Source organism: Halomonas tibetensis (assembly GCF_042643535.1).
In the GTDB taxonomy this organism is placed as follows: Bacteria; Pseudomonadota; Gammaproteobacteria; order Pseudomonadales; family Halomonadaceae; genus Halomonas; species Halomonas tibetensis.
In genome coordinates this window covers 216,280-230,567 of record NZ_JBHRSQ010000014.1, presented here as the reverse complement: position 1 = coordinate 230,567, position 14,288 = coordinate 216,280, and the positions used below count along the sequence as shown (strand labels likewise).

Genomic DNA, 14,288 nt, shown 5'->3' with positions numbered 1-14,288 from the left:
GCCGGTCTCCCGCAAGGCAGAACCCATTTCACTCGTCCCGCAGCGGCAAAGGGCAGCCCAGGGTCCAGGCCACGGCACGCAGCAGTTCGGCCTCTTCGGGTTCGATGCGGCCATCCTGCTCCACACAGCACACCATGGCCGTCAGCAGCGCTGCTCGTTCAGACTGAACCAAGCGCACCAGGCGCCCCATGGCCCAGTCCAATTCCGTTGCCTTCGAGGGGTCGCGAACCAGGTCCAACTCGACACCAAGCGCCTTGCCCGCCTGTTCGAGGGACTCGCGCTGCTCATCAGGCGACGCCTGACCGCTACGCGCCAGCGTGGACAGCAGCAGAGACAGCGGCCCCGCCAGGTCTCTCAGATGCCGGTCTCGCCGTGCCCGGCGCTCGCCTTCGATGCCCACCAGCACCAGCCGGTGCAGCGCCCACTGCAGAGCACCCGGCACGGTTTCGGCGGCCATGAGGCCGGCGAGGCACTGGCGGAAACGAGCGAACTGGGCCGCCGAAAGCTGGCGCAGCTGCGGCAGGGCCAGCTCGATCAGCGGCAACCGATCTCCCGGCGTCAGCCCCGACAGGGGCTCTTCCAGGGCGTCGAGCTCACGGAGCACCTCGGGCAACGCCTGGTGGGTCAACACGTGCCGCTGGGCATCACGGCTGGCCGGATCCACCCCCATCAGGATGCTGTAGACCAGCGCCCGGGCGGCAAAGGGCTCGTGAGCGGCGTCGATCAGTCGCGGGTCGATGCCGTCTAGCCGCCGGCGAGCAGCGGCCAGGGCTGCGGGGTCGGGCTGACCGACGCTGGCCACCACCGCACCGGCCAGGGCGGCCCCGGCCAAAGCGCCACCCATGCTCTCTCCCGGAGCGCCGTTCATCCCTCCGCCCCCCACCCCTCCGAGCATGGCGTCTCGACGCGAGGAAGGCGATGCGTCCTGTGCCGGCGCAGCCTTGGGCGTCGGGGCGAAGGGCTCGGGTAGACTCCCGTCCCAGCGGGGCAGCACTCGGCGGATACGCGCCTCAAGCGGAGGGTGAGTGGCAGTGAGCCGGCTCAGATGCCGCACGCCACTGCCGAAGTAAAGGTGGCTGAACTCCGATGCCTGGGACGCCATCAGCCGCGAACCCAGACGATAGGCGGCCAAAGTCTGCAGGGCGCCGCCGATACCCTCGGGGTTGCGGGTGTACTGGACCGCACTGGCATCGGCCAGGAACTCGCGCTGGCGGCTCACCGCCGACTTGATCAGGTTGCCGCACAGGGTGCCGGCATAGCCCACCAGCATCAGCGCCGCCCCACCGGCCATGACCGCCACATGCCCCCCGCCGCCGCGACGTGACGAACGTCCGCGCCCCGTCATTGCAGCGCCGCGCAACAGCATCCGGCCGATCAGTCCGATCACGAGGATGCCATGAAGCAGCGCCACCAGGCGCAGGTTGAGGCGCATGTCACCGTGAAGGATATGACTGAACTCGTGGGCGATGATGCCCTGTAGCTGGTCCCGGTCCATATGTTCGATGGCGCCCCGGGTCACGCCGATGGCGGCATCGTGGCTATCGTGACCCGCGGCGAAGGCGTTGATGGCGGCATCCTCGAGCAGATAGACCGAGGGCACCGGCATACCCGAGGCGATGGCCATCTCTTCCACCACGTTGAGCAGCTGGCGCTCGTCGGCATTTCGAGTATCGAGATTGAGCGGTCGGCCACCCAGCGCCTCCGCCACCGCCGAGCCACCGGCACGCAGCTGAACGTGGCGCATCAGCGCACCGCCCACCACCAGGGTTACCACCCCCAGCGTCACCCAGCCGAACAGCTCGGGCGCCAGCGCCCGGGCGAGCGGGTCTGGACCGCCAAACTGGCCATCGAACAGCACCACGGCCAAAGCAACCACCACGCTTGCCGCCACGATCAGACCGGCCACGGCGAGCAGGAGAAGTAGCACGAGGCGCCCAGTCTGGCGCCGAGCGCGATCCTGGGCGGTGAAGAAATCCATGGGCGGCCCTCGTTCAGAAGCTGACGCGTGGCGCAGCCTGGATCTCGGCGCTGTCCTCGAACTCCAGCAGCGCGGCATCCTGCTTGTGGCCGAAGGAGGACGCCAGGATCACCGGGGGAAAGCTCTGTTTGTAAGTGTTGTACTGCATGACGGCGTCGTTGAAGGCCTGGCGGGCGAAGGCGACGCGATTTTCGGTGCTGGTCAGAGTCTCGGAGAGCTGCTGCATGTTTTCCGAGGCCTTGAGATCCGGATAGGCCTCCATCACCACGTTGAGCTTCCCCAGGGCCGATCCAAGCGCGCCCTCGGCGCCGGCAAGCGCCGCCATGGCGCCCGGTTCGCCGGGGTTGGCGGCGGCATTCCTGAGCCCAACTTCCGCCGCATTGCGCGCCTCGGTCACCGCCTGCAGGGTCTCACGCTCGTGGCTCATATAGGCGCGGGCGGTTTCCACCAGATTGGGAATCAGATCATGGCGGCGCTTGAGCTGCACCTCGATCTGGGCGAAGGCATTCTGGTAGCGATTCTTCAGCGCCACCAGGCGATTGAAGATCGAGACCGCGTAAACAACCAGCAGGCCGAGTACGACCAGCGGCAGAATCATCGAGAGTGACATGGTCGACTCCTTGTCGAAATTGGAGGAAGAGCAAGTTCCGGCGACTCGCCCCTTTTCAAGGCCCCGGATGCCGGGTAGGCCATGCCGCGGCCGGGGCGAGATGCTATCATCCGAACTTTCCAGCCTGGCAGGGACAGCCTCAAGGCTAGCAGGCCGGCGCCCCGGGGTCGCCACCGGGATGTTCGAAGAGACAAATCAGGGAGCCGAACTTGGCCGAGCAACTCAGGGACTTCGCACACGCCTTTCTCCACGCCCTGCGCAACCTGATGCCGATCATCGTGGTGGTGGTGGCCTTCCAGGCCCTGCTGCTGCGCGAATGGCCCGAAGGCGGCGTGAGCATGGCAATAGGTCTGGGCATTGTCGCCGTGGGCGTGGCGCTGTTTCTTCAGGGACTGGAGCTAAGCATCTTCCCAGTGGGCAAGCGGCTGGCCAACCAGTTTGCCCGCCGGGGCTCCATGCCGCTGCTCATGGCCTTCGGTTTCGCCATCGGTTTTTCGGCAGTGGTGGCAGAACCCGCGCTGATTGCCGTCGCCGAGCAGGCCTATGAGATCAGCGACGGGCGCATCGACGCCCTCACCCTGCGGCTGATCGTGGCGGGCTCGGTGGGCCTGGTGATGGCCCTGGGGGTATTCCGCGTGATCTTGGGGCACCCTCTCCACTGGTACATGATCGTTGGCTATATCACGGTAGTGCTGGTGACCTTTTTCGCCCCCGAGGAGATCATCGGGCTCGCCTACGACTCCGGCGGTGTCACCACCAATATTGTCACCGTGCCGCTCATCGCCGCCCTGGGCATCGGCCTGGCGGCCTCCATTCGCGGTCGAAACCCGCTGCTCGACGGCTTCGGCCTGGTAGCACTGGCGGTGATGGTACCGATGATCAGCGTGCAGCTCTACGGCATCCTGGTCTACGCTGACCCGGGCAATATCGCCAACGGCGCCGCCCTGGTCGGTCTTGCAGACAATGCCGAGCCGCCCTCGGGCCTGGCCACTCTGATCCTCGACCTGTTCAGCATGCTGCGTGATGTGCTGCCGATCATCCTGGTCATCCTGTTTTTCCAGTACGCGGTGCTGCGTCGCCCTCTGGCCAGCCCGCTCAAGGTGGGCGTGGGCTTTGCCATGGTGATCATCGGCCTCTACGCCTTCGTGGTGGGTCTGAAGCTCGGGCTCTTCCCCATCGGCCAGCGCATGGCCGAGCAGCTGATCGGCTTCGACACCTGGCTGTGGGTCTACCTGTTCGCCTTTGCCATCGGCTTCGCCACCACCATGGCCGAGCCGGCGTTGATCGCGGTAGGTCAGCAGGCCGAAGAGGCCGCGGCCGGCAAGATCAACGGCAATACTATCCGCCTGCTTGTCGCTGTCGGCGTGGCCATCGGCATCACCATCGGCGTGCACCGCATCATCACCGGCGACTCCATTCACTATTACATCATCGGCGGCTACCTTCTGGTGATCACCCTGACGGCTCTTGCGCCGCGCTATATTGTGGCGCTGGCCTTCGACCTGGGTGGGGTGACAACCTCGGAGGTCACCGTGCCCTTGGTCACCGCGCTGGGCATCGGCCTGGCCAGCCAGATCGAGGGGCGAAACGTGCTGATCGACGGTTTTGGCCTGATCGCCTTCGCCTCGATCTTCCCTATCGTGACCGTAATGAGCTATGCCATCCTGATGGAGCGGGTGGCTCACTGGAAAGAGAGGCAACCATGAAGTTTTCCCTGCTGGTGGCCATCGTGCCTGAAGATCTGGAGCAGGAGTGCATCGATGCTGCTACCAAGGCCGGCGCCGTGGGCATGACCCTGATGTCAGGCCGCGGCATCGGCGGCGAACGCAAGAAGACCTTCTTTGGCCTGACGTTCGAGGGTAGTCAGAGCATCATGCTGCTGACCCTGGAGAAGGGGCTATCGCTCAAGGTGCTCAAGGCCATTCGCCAGATCCTCAACCCCAGCGGCGAGGATTCCAAGGGCCTGGTGATGACCCTGCCCGTGGAGCACCTGGGCGGCATCGACATGGCGCAGGTCAAGCGCTTCGAGGAACGGCTCAGGCACGATAGCTGAGCCCCCATTGACGGAGAGAGACGATGCAGGTCAAGGACATCATGATGCAGGACGTGGTGACGGTGTCACCCTTTGCCACCCTGCGCGACGCCCTGGCGCTGATGAAGAAGCACAATCTCAAGTGCCTGGTGGTGGAGCAGCAGGACCCCCAAGACGCATGGGGATTGATCACCTACACCAATATTCTCAAGACCATTGTCGCCGAGAACGGCGACATCGACCTGATCAACGTCTATGACGTCTGCGCCAAGCCCGCTATCGGCGTCGGCGAATCGCTGGATGTCCGCCACGTGGCCAAGCTGATGACCGACAGCATTGTCAAACGCGTGCTGGTACTGGATGACAATCGCCTGGTCGGCCTGGTGACCATGGACGATATCGTGGGTACCGTTCTAGACCTGATTGAGTGACCCTGGGAAACCCATCGACATGGAAGAGTTCTTTACCTGGGTCGGCAGCACGCTCGGCGAAATCATCCGCTTCGTCGTGGACCTGCTGACCGGCTTCTTCGCCAACATCGGCAATGCCGCTCGTGGCTTTCTGGACGGGCTATCGGGAGCGCTGGGCATTCCTCCCTCGCTGATCAGCCTGGTCATTCTGGTGATCGGGCTATGGCTGCTGTGGAAAGGGGTCAGGGCGCTGATGCGCCGGGCCATCGTCGCCGCTCTGATCTGGCTGCTGCTGGGGGTGGTGGTATTGAGCTGGCTCATCTACTGAGCGCCACGCCTGATCACCAGACCCCGACACGAGAGCCCATAACGAAAGCGCCGCCCCGAGGGGCGGCGCTTGTCGTTCGGCCTTCGGCTGCTCAGGCCAGGGCCTTTTCCACCACCTCATAGACGTTGGGCGAGAGCTTCTCGGCGCGGATGCGCTCGAGTTCGGCCTTCATCAGCTCCTGGCGGGTCTCGTCGAAGCGCGCCCAGCGGGTCAGCGGCGTGATCAGTCGCGCGGCAATCTCCGGGTTGAGGCGATTGAGCTCGATCACCACGTCAGCAAGCAGGCGATATCCCTCGCCGTCAATACGGTGGAAGTTCACCCGGTTCTGGCCGGCAAAGGTGCCGATCAGCGCGCGCACCTTATTGGGGTTCTTCAGCGAGAAGGCCGGGTGTTCCATCAGGAACTTGACGCGGTCGAGCACGTCGGGCTGTGGACGGGTGACCTGGATGCTGAACCACTGGTCCATCACCAGGGTGTCATGGGCCCATTTCTCGCCGAAGGCCCTGAGCGCCGGCTCGCTGAGATCGTCGCGGCTGCTGTGGGTCAGCAGGGTCAGGGCATGGCGCACGTCGGTCATATTGTGGTCGGCCTCAAACTGTTCCATGGCCTGTGCGATCCCCTCCTCGTCCTCGATGGCAACCAGATAGGAGAGCGCCACGTTCTTCAGGCTGCGCCCGGCAATCTGCTCCGGGGTCGGGGCATAGGATTCATCGCAATGATTCTCGCGATAGACCCTCAGGAAGTCGTCGCGCAGCGCCGTGGCCAGGCCCTGCTTGACGAAGGTGCGGGCTGCATGGATGGCATCCACGTCCACCAGCGGTTGCTGCTCGGCGATGTAGGCCTCGGAAGGCAGGGTAAGCATCTCGGCCAGCACCGCCCTGTCGTCGATCTCGGCCGAGAGAAGGCCGCGGAAAGCCTCCACCACCCGGGTATCCATCACCTTTTCTACGCCGTTGCGATGGGCGGCGATCAGGTCGTCCAGCGCCAGCATCGCCAAGCGCTGCCCGGCGTCCCACCGATTGAAGCCGTCGGAGTCGTTGGCCAGCAGGAAGGCCAGGTCCTCGCGGCCATAGGGGAAGCGAAGCTTGACCGGGGCCGAAAACCCCCGCAGCAGAGAAGGCACCGGGGCCTCGGAGACGTCGGTGAACAGAAACTCCTGCTCGGCCTCGCGAAGGTCGATCACCGCGTCGGAGCCAAGCGTTTCGCCGTTCAGGGTCAGCGGGAGGTCGCGGCCGCTCTTGGTACCCACCAGGCCCAGGCGGATCGGAATATGCAACGGCTGCTTGTCGGGCTGACCCGGGGTGGCCGGGGTGCGCTGACGCAGCATCAGGCGGTATTCGCCACGGGCGTAGTCGTATTCGCCAAAGGCATCGATCTCAGGAGTGCCTGCCTGGGAATACCACCGCATGAACTGGGTCAGATCCAGGCCGGAAGCCTCCGCCATGCAGCCCACGAAGTCCTCGATGGTCACCGCCCGACCGTCGAAACGATCGAAGTAGAGATCGCTCCCTCGCCGGAAGGCCTCTTTCCCCACCAGGTTGGCCAGCATGCGCACCACCTCAGCGCCCTTCTCGTAGATGGTCAGGGTGTAGAAGTTGCCTATCTCGATGTAGTGGTCGGGACGCACCGGATGCGCCGTGGGGCCGGCATCCTCGGCGAACTGGGAGGTACGAAAGACGGAGACGTCCTCGATGCGCTTGACCGCCGGCGAGTTGGTATCGGCGGAGAAGCACTGGTCACGGTAGACGGTAAAGCCCTCCTTGAGGGAGAGCTGGAACCAGTCCCGGCAAGTCACCCGGTTGCCCGACCAGTTGTGGAAGTACTCGTGGGCAACGATGCTCTCGACGCGCTGGAAGGCGGCGTCGGTGGCGGTATGCACGTGGGTCAGCACCGCCGCCGAGTTGAAGATGTTGAGCCCCTTGTTCTCCATGGCGCCCATGTTGAAGTCGTTGACTGCCACGATCATGAACAGGTCCAGGTCATACTCGCGCCCATAGGCCTGTTCGTCCCAGCTCATGGCACGTTTCAGCGAGGCCATGGCGTGGTCGGTCTTCCCGAGGTTTTCCTCCTCCACCCAGATCTGCAGGGTCACCTCGCGACCGCTGGCGGTGGTGAAGGCGTCCTCGACCTTCTCGAGGTCGCCGGCCACCAGGGCGAACAGATAGCTGGGCTTGGGGTGCGGGTCTTCCCAGGTGGCGAAGTGACGACCGTTCGGCAGCGACCCGCGCTCCACCGGGTTGCCGTTGGAGAGCAGCACCGGCTCGCGCTCGGCGTCGCCGATCACCGTGGTGGTGAAGGTGGCCATGACATCGGGGCGGTCCGGGTAAAAGGTGATGCGCCGGAAGCCTTCGGCCTCGCACTGGGTGCAGTACATGCTGCCCGAGCGGTAGAGGCCTTCCAGTGCGGTATTCGCCTGGGGAGCGATCTCCACCTCGGTCTCGAGCCGGAAACGCTCAGGCACCCGATGGACGATCAGCCCGGTATCGCTCACCGCATATTCGTCTGCTTCGAGCGGTTGACCGTCGAGGGCAATGACCTTGAGGTCCAGCCCCTCGCCGTCCAACTCCAGCGGAAGACCGGCCTCGCGCTGCGGATGACGTTCCAGATGCAGAGACGCCTTCACGCGGGTCGCCGCGGGATCGAGATCGAAGGTCAGCTCAGTGCAGATCACGCGGTAGGCAGGGGGACGATAATCGCTGAGATGGGTCGCCTGGGGATCGGACATTCGGGATGCTCCTGTCGGAAATGGCCACCATTGTACGGCGCCCGCCCCCCCAACCTCAAAGCGAACCCGATCACCGCCCGAAGCCGGAGAAATAACGGCCCCGAGGGCCCTCAGTCACGGAAGTTATCGAATTGCAGGGGGAGCTCGGGGCCGCCCTCACCGCGCAGCAGCGCCATCACCGCCTGGAGGTCGTCGCGTTTCTTGCCGGTGACGCGCACCTTGTCACCCTGGATCTGCGCCTGGACCTTGAGCTTTGAGTCCTTGATGCGCTTTACGATCTCCTTCGCCTCCTTCTGGTCGAGGCCCTGCTTGAGAGTCACTTCCTGGCGGGCCCGCACGCCGGAGAGCACCGGGTCCTGAACGTCCATGCAGCGAGCGTCGATACCTCGCGCGATCAGCTTGCTGCGCAGCACGTCGAGCATCTGCTTGAGCTGAAAATCTACCTCGGCTTCCAGGGCCACGCTCTCGCCGCTGAGCTCGAAGTTAGCAGTGACGCCCTTGAAGTCGAAGCGGGACTGGACCTCGCGGTTAGCCTGATCCACGGCGTTGCTGGCCTCGTGGCCATCAAATTCGGAAACGATATCGAAGGAGGGCATGGTGGCTCCTGAAGGACGAAAGAAATAAGAAAATAATAAACGTCGAGATTCTATCAGTCCGAGACGATGGCTGCGCCTGCTGGGACCGTCTCGAGTTCCTTGACCATCTGCCAGCCGGCGCAGCCATCCTCGTAATACTCCGGTAGCCAGCGCTCCAGGCAAAAGCCCATGCGTCGATAGAGCTTAAGGGCGACCCGGTTGTCGGCGCGCACCTCGAGACCCAGCCGCGCGCTGTCGCGGCCCCGAGCCTCTCCTTCCAGGGTCTCGAGCAGCTGACGTCCCAGGCCGCTGCCGCGGGCATCGGGGTGAACGCAGAAAGAGTAGAGCCGCGCACGTCGGCTGCCATGGCGGAACAGCAGGGTGCCGTAGCCCAGCAGGCGGGCGGGCGAGAAGCCCTGAGCATCGCGCTCGACCACCCAGGTTTCGGCGTGGGCGCGGTTGAGCAGGTGCCAGAGTTGGCGGCGGCTGAAGCGGTCGCCGGTAAAGGCGACCTGCTCCAGGCGATACAGGGCATCCAGATCATGGGAGGTCGCCGGACGCAGTCGGGTGGTCATGAGGGTCTCCTGGGTCGAAGCGATGATTCTGCGCAGCACAGAGACGGCTGTCAGCGGGCATCAACATGAAATCTTTTCACTGTGACAGCCGATTGTCCGCCGGGCCGCCCTGCCCCATGCTGAGCAGGACATCTCCCCTCTTCTTTATCCGGAAAGAACCCATGTGCCCCTTGCGTATCGTCGTCGACCGCCTTGACGACTGGCAGCCCTACTATCCTTCCGAGGACCTGATCACCGCGGCCGACTTTCTGGCCCAGGACCGCCGTCACCGGGTGGGCGAAGAGCAGGACCGCACGACCCATGTGCTCAATCTGTGCGGCGAGCTCGACTATCTCGGCAGCGGCTACTACGTATCATTGCTGGCCCAGGCCCGCGGTCATCGGGTGCTGCCTACGGTGGAGACGCTCAATGAACTGTCACGCAAGACGCTGATCGACCTGCAGTTGGACACCCTGGCTCCGTTGCTCGGCGAGTTGGCCCGCGAGGGCGCTCTGCCCGGCGATGCCCTGACCCTGAGGGTGCTGTTCGGCGAGTGTCACGAACCGGCTCTGGCGCGGCTCGCCCGCAAGCTGTTCGAGCGCCTGCCCTGCCCGCTGCTGGAGGCGCGTCTGGTACGCCGCCATGATCTCTGGCGTCTGGCGCGGCTCAAGCCGCTTCGGCTGCGAGATCTGGCCGCCGAGGAGCAGGACCTGTTTGCCAGTGCGCTGAACCGGCATTCGCGCCAGGTGTGGCGCACCCCAAAGGCCCGCCGCCGCTACCGCTTCGACCTTGCCATCCTGGTCGAGCCCAGGGAGGTGCTGCCGCCCAGTAATCGGGGGGCGCTGAAGGCGTTCATCCGCGCCGGACGCAAAATGGGCATCGATGTGTCGCTGATCACCCGCCGCGACGCCGGCCGGCTGGCAGAATTCGATGGGCTGTTCATCCGCGAAACCACATCGCTGGATCACCACACCTACCGAATGGCACGGCGCGCCGAGCACGAGGGGCTGGTGGTGATCGACTCGCCCCGCGACATCCTGCGCTGCACTAACAAGGTCTACCTCCACGCCCTGCTGCGAGCACGGGGCGTGCCGGCGCCGGAAGGCGTGCTGCTACAGCGCGGCGACCGCCGCCCCCTGGCCGAGCGACTCGGCGAGCTCGCTTTCCCGCTGGTGCTCAAGGTGCCAGACGGCGCCTTTTCCCGCGGCGTGGTCAAGGTGACTGACCCTGCACATCTCGAACAGGAGGCCGCACGGCTATTTCAAGACTCCGCTCTGCTGCTGCTCCAGGAGTGGCTGCCCACCGAGTTCGACTGGCGCATCGGCGTGCTGAACGGCCAGGTACTGTTTGCCAGCCGCTACTATATGGCCCGCGGCCACTGGCAGATTTACGACCACTCTGGGGCCCGGGTGAAGAGCGGTGGCTTCACCACCCACGACCCTGCCGAGGCACCGGCGGCGGTGACCAGAGCGGCGCTAAAGGCGTGCCGACTGATCGGCGATGGGTTCTACGGGGTCGATATCAAACAGGCCGGCGAACGGGTGGTGGTGATCGAGGTCAACGACAATCCCAATGTAGACGCCGGCATCGAGGATGCGGTCCTGGGGCGCACCCTCTATGAACGCATCATGGCAGTGTTCCTGGCACGTATGGAGGCAAGGGTGGCTGACGCGGCACGCCGGTTGGCGTAAGATCCGACTGTTGGACAAACCCTGTACAAGAAACGGAGCCCCGATGAACGATCGCGACACCCGCCACAAACAATCGATGCAGAAACTCAAGGCCCACGTCGATGAGAAGGTCGCCGCCGCTACCGAACAGCGCGGCCTGCTGCTGGTCTTTACCGGCAACGGTAAGGGCAAGACCACCGCCGCCTGGGGCACCGTGACCCGCGCCCTGGGCTACGGTTACAGGGTCGGAGTGGTGCAGTTCATCAAGGGCATGTGGGAGTGCGGCGAGCGCGAGCGGCTGGTCGAGGATCCCCATCTGGAGGTGGCGATCATGGCCACCGGCTTTACCTGGGATACCCAGAATCGCGAAGCCGACACGGCCGCCTGCCAAAGGGTATGGGTGGAAGCAGAGCGCATGTTGGCCGACCCCGACGTCTATCTGGTGGTCCTCGACGAGCTTACCTACATGCTCAAGTTCGGTTACCTCGACATCGAGGCGGTGAAGCACGCCATCGAGAATCGCCCGCCGGAGCAGAGCGTCATCGTCACCGGCCGCAACGCCCACCGCGAGCTGCTTGCCATGGCCGACACCGTTACCGAGATGCAGGAGGTGCGACATGCCTTCAACGCCGGCGTCCAAGCGCGCCGCGGCATCGACTTCTGAGTCTTACGCCGCTCTCTGCCGAGGGAGCTGCTACGAGAAAGGCCCCGCATCTGCGGGGCCTTTCTGTTATCGAGCCTTCTGTTACCGAGCCCGGCGATCAGCCATCGAAGGGGTTTCGCAGCACGATGGTCTCGTTGCGATCCGGGCCGGTGGAAATGATATCGATGCTGACACCGACCTTTGCCTCCAGATAGCTGATATAGGAGCGGGCGTTGGCCGGCAGCTCCTCGACGCGCTGAACGCCCAGGGTAGATTCGCTCCAGCCCGGCAGGTCCTCGTAGAGCGGCTCGATGGCCTCGTAGCCTTCAGAATCCACCGGCGTGTCCAGCACCTCGCCATCCTTGCTGCGATACCCTACGCAGACCCGGATGTTCTCGAGACCGTCGAGCACGTCGAGCTTGGTCAGGCAGATGCCCGACACCGAGTTGATCTGCACGGCGTGGCGCAAGGCCACGGCGTCAAACCAGCCACAGCGGCGCGCGCGACCGGTGGTGGCGCCGAACTCGTGGCCACGCTCGGCCAGATGACGGCCGTGCTCATCGAACAGTTCGGTGGGAAACGGGCCGGAGCCCACCCGGGTGGTGTAGGCCTTGGTGATGCCCAGCACGTAGTCAAGATAGAGCGGACCGACACCTGAACCGGTCGCGGTGCCGCCGGCGGTGGTGTTGGAGCTTGTCACGAAGGGGTAGGTGCCGTGATCGATATCCAGCAGAGAGCCCTGGGCACCCTCGAACAGGATGTTCTCACCCGCCTTGCGGTAGTCGTGGACCAGGCCCACGGTATCGCAGACCATGGGGCGCAGCTCCTCGGCCATCTCCATCGCGCTGTCGAGCACCTCCTGGAAATCAACCGGCGCCTCGCCGTGATAGTTCACCAGCACGAAGTTGTGATAGTCCAGCACCTCGCCAAGCTTGGACGCGAAACGCTCGCGGTGCTGCAGATCACCCAGACGCAGGCCGCGGCGGGCCACCTTGTCCTCATAGGCCGGGCCGATGCCGCGACCCGTAGTGCCGATCTTGGCAATACCGCGGGCCTTCTCGCGAGCCTGGTCGAGACGTACATGGTAAGGCAGGATCAGCGGACACGCCGGAGAGAGGCGCAGCCGATCTCGCACCGGCACGCCTTTGGCCTCCAGTTCACGGATCTCCTTGATCAGCGCCTCGGGCGACAGCACCACGCCGTTGCCGATCACGCACACCTTGTCCTTGCGCAGAATACCCGAGGGGATCAGGTGCAGGACGGTTTTTTCACCGTCGATCACCAGAGTGTGGCCGGCGTTGTGGCCGCCCTGAAAGCGAACTACCGCCGCAGCGGATTCCGTGAGCAGGTCAACGACCTTGCCCTTGCCTTCATCACCCCACTGGGTGCCCAGTACCACTACGTTCTTGCCCATTGATCTCTCGTCTCTCGTTGCCGCGCGACGGCCTGCCGTCGCACCCAAGGGTTAACTCAGTCTACAGTGCTATGGCCTGCCAGTGGCCATCGCGAGGCACCAGCTCTCGGTTGCATCGATGCTCGACAGGCCCGGTGTCCTGTCCCGGTAGCGCCTGCACCACCCGCTCGCCCTGCGCCCGCAGGGCTGCCACGGCTTCGTGCAGCCCCTCGCCTTCGGCCGGGGCCCAGATGCCATCTCGCGGTGGCTCCGAGCAGGACAGTCCCGCTAACAGCTTGAGGTCCATGGAGTACCCGGTGGCCGGACGTGCGCGCCCGAAGGCTCGGCCGGTATCGTCATAACGGCCACCCTTGGCAAGCGCCTGGCCGAAGCCGGGCACATAGGCGGCGAACATCATGCCGGTATGATAGGCATAGCCGCGCAGCTCGCCCAGGTCAAAGTAGAGCGCCACCTCGGGGTGGCTGGCTAACACGCCCTGGTGCATGGCCCGCAGCTGGTCCAGAGCCGCCCCCACCGCTGCCGGTGCGCCGGCGAAGACCTCCTGAGCTTCCTTCAGCACCGTGGCGCCGCCGTGAAGCCGGCCCAGCGCCAGAAACATCTCGGCCAGGGCCGGATCCTGGACGCTCTGGGCTACCCGCTCGGCGATCTCACCGGGACTCTTTCGCTCCAGGGCTTCGAAGAGCGCGCGCTCGGCGTCTCCCTCGAGCCCGGCCGCTTCGACAAGGCTTCGGTAGATGCCGATATGTCCCAGCGCCAGGTGAATCTCATCGGCACCGACAGCGGCAAGGCTAGCCAGTGCCAGGTGAAGGATCTCAAGGTCAGCCTCGATGCCGGCGTGACCGAACAGCTCTACGCCAACCTGCACGGGACTGCGGCCGCTCTGATGCTGGTCGGCGGTGGCGCGAAGTACATTGGTGCAGTAGCAGAGCCGCACCGGTCCCTGGCGCTTCAGGGAGTGAGCGTCCATGCGCGCCACCTGGGGGGTGACATCGGCACTGACGCCCATCATGCGTCCGGTAAGCTGGTCGGTGAGCTTGAAGGTCTGAAGAGCCAGGTCGGAGCCGGTGCCGGTCAGCAGGGAGTCAAGAAACTCCGCCGTCGGCGGCATCACCTGGTCGTACCCCCAGCGATGGTAAAGGCTGAGCAGCGCACAACGAAGCTCCTCCATGCGACTTGCCTGGGGCGGCAGCACCTCGTCCATGCCGTCGGGCAGCAGCCAGCGGTCAGCAATGGTCATGTCAATCATCCTGCAAGGCAGTGAAAATGGCCGCAAGGACGCTCAAACCAAGGGATTGGCTGGCGTCGAGTACGACAGGGCTTGCGACAGGGCTTAGGCTAAATCCTGCGAT

Annotated in this window: 13 protein-coding genes; 6 read left to right on the top strand and 7 right to left on the bottom strand. The window is 64.7% G+C overall.

Features of this window, described 5'->3' with window-relative positions:
- Positions 1 to 28: 28 nt before the first annotated feature.
- Positions 29 to 1,978: a M48 family metalloprotease gene (locus ACFODV_RS11650; RefSeq protein ID WP_379759435.1), complete on the bottom strand. Its 1,950-nt coding sequence runs from the start codon at positions 1,976 to 1,978 to the stop codon at positions 29 to 31.
- Between the two features lie 13 nt (positions 1,979 to 1,991).
- Positions 1,992 to 2,588 carry a LemA family protein gene (locus tag ACFODV_RS11645; protein ID WP_379759432.1) on the bottom strand — a complete coding sequence of 199 codons (597 nt, stop codon included), beginning with the start codon at positions 2,586 to 2,588 and terminating at the stop codon, positions 1,992 to 1,994.
- Between the two features lie 209 nt (positions 2,589 to 2,797).
- Between ACFODV_RS11645 and ACFODV_RS11640 the strand changes: the two genes are divergently transcribed.
- The 4 genes from ACFODV_RS11640 to ACFODV_RS11625 are packed head-to-tail and all read left to right on the top strand — an operon-like array spanning position 2,798 to position 5,358.
- Positions 2,798 to 4,294, top strand: coding sequence for a DUF1538 domain-containing protein (locus ACFODV_RS11640; RefSeq protein WP_379759429.1), 1,497 nt, complete (start codon positions 2,798 to 2,800; stop codon positions 4,292 to 4,294).
- Positions 4,291 to 4,641 (top strand): P-II family nitrogen regulator, encoded by a 351-nt coding sequence (locus ACFODV_RS11635; RefSeq protein WP_379759426.1) that lies wholly within the window; start codon positions 4,291 to 4,293, stop codon positions 4,639 to 4,641. Before ACFODV_RS11640 ends, ACFODV_RS11635 begins: the two co-directional genes overlap by 4 nt.
- 23 nt (positions 4,642 to 4,664) lie before the next feature.
- Positions 4,665 to 5,051: a CBS domain-containing protein gene (locus tag ACFODV_RS11630; RefSeq protein WP_379759423.1), complete on the top strand. Its 387-nt coding sequence runs from the start codon at positions 4,665 to 4,667 to the stop codon at positions 5,049 to 5,051.
- Positions 5,052 to 5,070: 19 nt separating this feature from the next.
- Positions 5,071 to 5,358, top strand: a complete 288-nt coding sequence (locus tag ACFODV_RS11625) for a hypothetical protein (RefSeq protein ID WP_379759420.1) — start codon at positions 5,071 to 5,073, stop codon at positions 5,356 to 5,358.
- Between the two features lie 91 nt (positions 5,359 to 5,449).
- On the opposite strand, the gene pepN is transcribed toward ACFODV_RS11625, so the two are convergent.
- The 3 genes from pepN to ACFODV_RS11610 form a co-directional block, all read right to left on the bottom strand.
- A complete protein-coding gene (gene pepN, locus ACFODV_RS11620; RefSeq protein ID WP_379759417.1) occupies positions 5,450 to 8,083 on the bottom strand; it encodes an aminopeptidase N in 2,634 nt (877 codons plus the stop codon).
- A 110-nt stretch (positions 8,084 to 8,193) separates the two neighbouring features.
- Positions 8,194 to 8,679: a YajQ family cyclic di-GMP-binding protein gene (locus tag ACFODV_RS11615; protein ID WP_379759414.1), complete on the bottom strand. Its 486-nt coding sequence runs from the start codon at positions 8,677 to 8,679 to the stop codon at positions 8,194 to 8,196.
- Positions 8,680 to 8,732: 53 nt separating this feature from the next.
- The gene (locus ACFODV_RS11610; protein WP_379759411.1) at positions 8,733 to 9,233 is read right to left on the bottom strand and encodes a GNAT family N-acetyltransferase; all 501 of its coding nucleotides are present in this window, start codon (positions 9,231 to 9,233) and stop codon (positions 8,733 to 8,735) included.
- A gap of 161 nt (positions 9,234 to 9,394) precedes the next feature.
- Here ACFODV_RS11610 and ACFODV_RS11605 point away from each other — a divergent pair, with 161 nt between their 5' ends.
- Complete coding sequence (locus ACFODV_RS11605; protein ID WP_379759408.1) at positions 9,395 to 10,903, top strand: RimK family protein; 1,509 nt, start codon at positions 9,395 to 9,397, stop codon at positions 10,901 to 10,903.
- Between the two features lie 43 nt (positions 10,904 to 10,946).
- The gene (cobO, locus tag ACFODV_RS11600) at positions 10,947 to 11,546 is read left to right on the top strand and encodes a cob(I)yrinic acid a,c-diamide adenosyltransferase (RefSeq protein WP_379759405.1); all 600 of its coding nucleotides are present in this window, start codon (positions 10,947 to 10,949) and stop codon (positions 11,544 to 11,546) included.
- A 97-nt stretch (positions 11,547 to 11,643) separates the two neighbouring features.
- Here the strand turns inward: cobO and ACFODV_RS11595 are convergent, their stop codons facing one another.
- Together ACFODV_RS11595 and ACFODV_RS11590 are read right to left on the bottom strand one after the other, a co-directional pair.
- Positions 11,644 to 12,939: an adenylosuccinate synthase gene (locus ACFODV_RS11595; RefSeq protein ID WP_379759402.1), complete on the bottom strand. Its 1,296-nt coding sequence runs from the start codon at positions 12,937 to 12,939 to the stop codon at positions 11,644 to 11,646.
- A 61-nt stretch (positions 12,940 to 13,000) separates the two neighbouring features.
- A complete protein-coding gene (locus tag ACFODV_RS11590; RefSeq protein ID WP_379759399.1) occupies positions 13,001 to 14,176 on the bottom strand; it encodes an ATP phosphoribosyltransferase regulatory subunit in 1,176 nt (391 codons plus the stop codon).
- Positions 14,177 to 14,288 lie beyond the last annotated feature (112 nt).

What these genes read in the sequence shown, in the direction of transcription:
- ACFODV_RS11610 (WP_379759411.1), bottom strand. Translation starts at nt 9,233, where the DNA reads ATGACCACCCGACTGCGTCCGGCGACCTCCCATGATCTGGATGCCCTG.
- ACFODV_RS11625 (WP_379759420.1), top strand. Translation starts at nt 5,071, where the DNA reads ATGGAAGAGTTCTTTACCTGGGTCGGCAGCACGCTCGGCGAAATCATC.
- cobO (WP_379759405.1), top strand. Translation starts at nt 10,947, where the DNA reads ATGAACGATCGCGACACCCGCCACAAACAATCGATGCAGAAACTCAAG.
- ACFODV_RS11635 (WP_379759426.1), top strand. Translation starts at nt 4,291, where the DNA reads ATGAAGTTTTCCCTGCTGGTGGCCATCGTGCCTGAAGATCTGGAGCAG.
- pepN (WP_379759417.1), bottom strand. Translation starts at nt 8,083, where the DNA reads ATGTCCGATCCCCAGGCGACCCATCTCAGCGATTATCGTCCCCCTGCC.
- ACFODV_RS11615 (WP_379759414.1), bottom strand. Translation starts at nt 8,679, where the DNA reads ATGCCCTCCTTCGATATCGTTTCCGAATTTGATGGCCACGAGGCCAGC.
- ACFODV_RS11650 (WP_379759435.1), bottom strand. Translation starts at nt 1,978, where the DNA reads ATGGATTTCTTCACCGCCCAGGATCGCGCTCGGCGCCAGACTGGGCGC.
- ACFODV_RS11630 (WP_379759423.1), top strand. Translation starts at nt 4,665, where the DNA reads ATGCAGGTCAAGGACATCATGATGCAGGACGTGGTGACGGTGTCACCC.
- ACFODV_RS11590 (WP_379759399.1), bottom strand. Translation starts at nt 14,176, where the DNA reads ATGACCATTGCTGACCGCTGGCTGCTGCCCGACGGCATGGACGAGGTG.
- ACFODV_RS11605 (WP_379759408.1), top strand. Translation starts at nt 9,395, where the DNA reads ATGTGCCCCTTGCGTATCGTCGTCGACCGCCTTGACGACTGGCAGCCC.
- ACFODV_RS11645 (WP_379759432.1), bottom strand. Translation starts at nt 2,588, where the DNA reads ATGTCACTCTCGATGATTCTGCCGCTGGTCGTACTCGGCCTGCTGGTT.
- ACFODV_RS11595 (WP_379759402.1), bottom strand. Translation starts at nt 12,939, where the DNA reads ATGGGCAAGAACGTAGTGGTACTGGGCACCCAGTGGGGTGATGAAGGC.